This window comes from Paenibacillus sp. J5C2022 (assembly GCF_025567625.1).
Lineage (GTDB): Bacteria > Bacillota > Bacilli > Paenibacillales > Paenibacillaceae > Pristimantibacillus.
In genome coordinates this window covers 1-553 of sequence record NZ_JAOQJC010000135.1, presented here as the reverse complement: position 1 = coordinate 553, position 553 = coordinate 1, and the positions used below count along the sequence as shown (strand labels likewise).

Sequence of the window (553 nt, the reverse complement as noted above, 5' to 3'; positions counted from 1 at the left end):
CGCCGCGAAGCGACATGCAATATTGAGCAAGCTCCTGCTTATCCATACACCGTATCCCTCCATACAGAAAAAGAGCAAAAGCCGTTAAAGCTTCCACTCTTCTTCCAATTGATTGTCCATCTTCTCTATGCCGCTTGCTACTAGGGCGTGTCTGAAAACCCGCTCAGTGGCACCTTTCACCGCCTTTCCGCCCCCTGCTTCGTTCCGTTTGCTTGACGTACCCCCCGGGTACGCCTTCACAAATGCGCCTTGCATGGAACGAAAATTCGGTAAAATTTGCTGTCCTCAGAGTTCTCAGACGCGCCCTAGTCGCGATTAGCCAGCTTGGACAGCAGGCGCAGCATCTCGACGTACAGCCAGACAAGCGTCACGAGAAGGCCGAATGCCCCGAACCACTCCATATACTTCGGCGCGCCTTGGTGCGCACCTTGCTCGATGAAGTCGAAGTCCAGCACCAGATTCAGCGCCGCAATGCCGACAACGACGAGCGAGATGCCGATGCTGAGCATGCTGCTGTCGTGCAGGAACGACATCTGAACGCCGAACAATGAAA

1 protein-coding gene is annotated in these 553 nt (G+C 54.6%); it reads right to left on the bottom strand.

The genetic code is table 11. The annotated features are described in order from the left end of the window. Window positions 1-305 precede the first annotated feature (305 nt). On the bottom strand, window positions 306-553 hold a 248-nt coding region (locus M6D81_RS31655; protein ID WP_262681649.1), incomplete at its 5' end, for a Bax inhibitor-1/YccA family protein.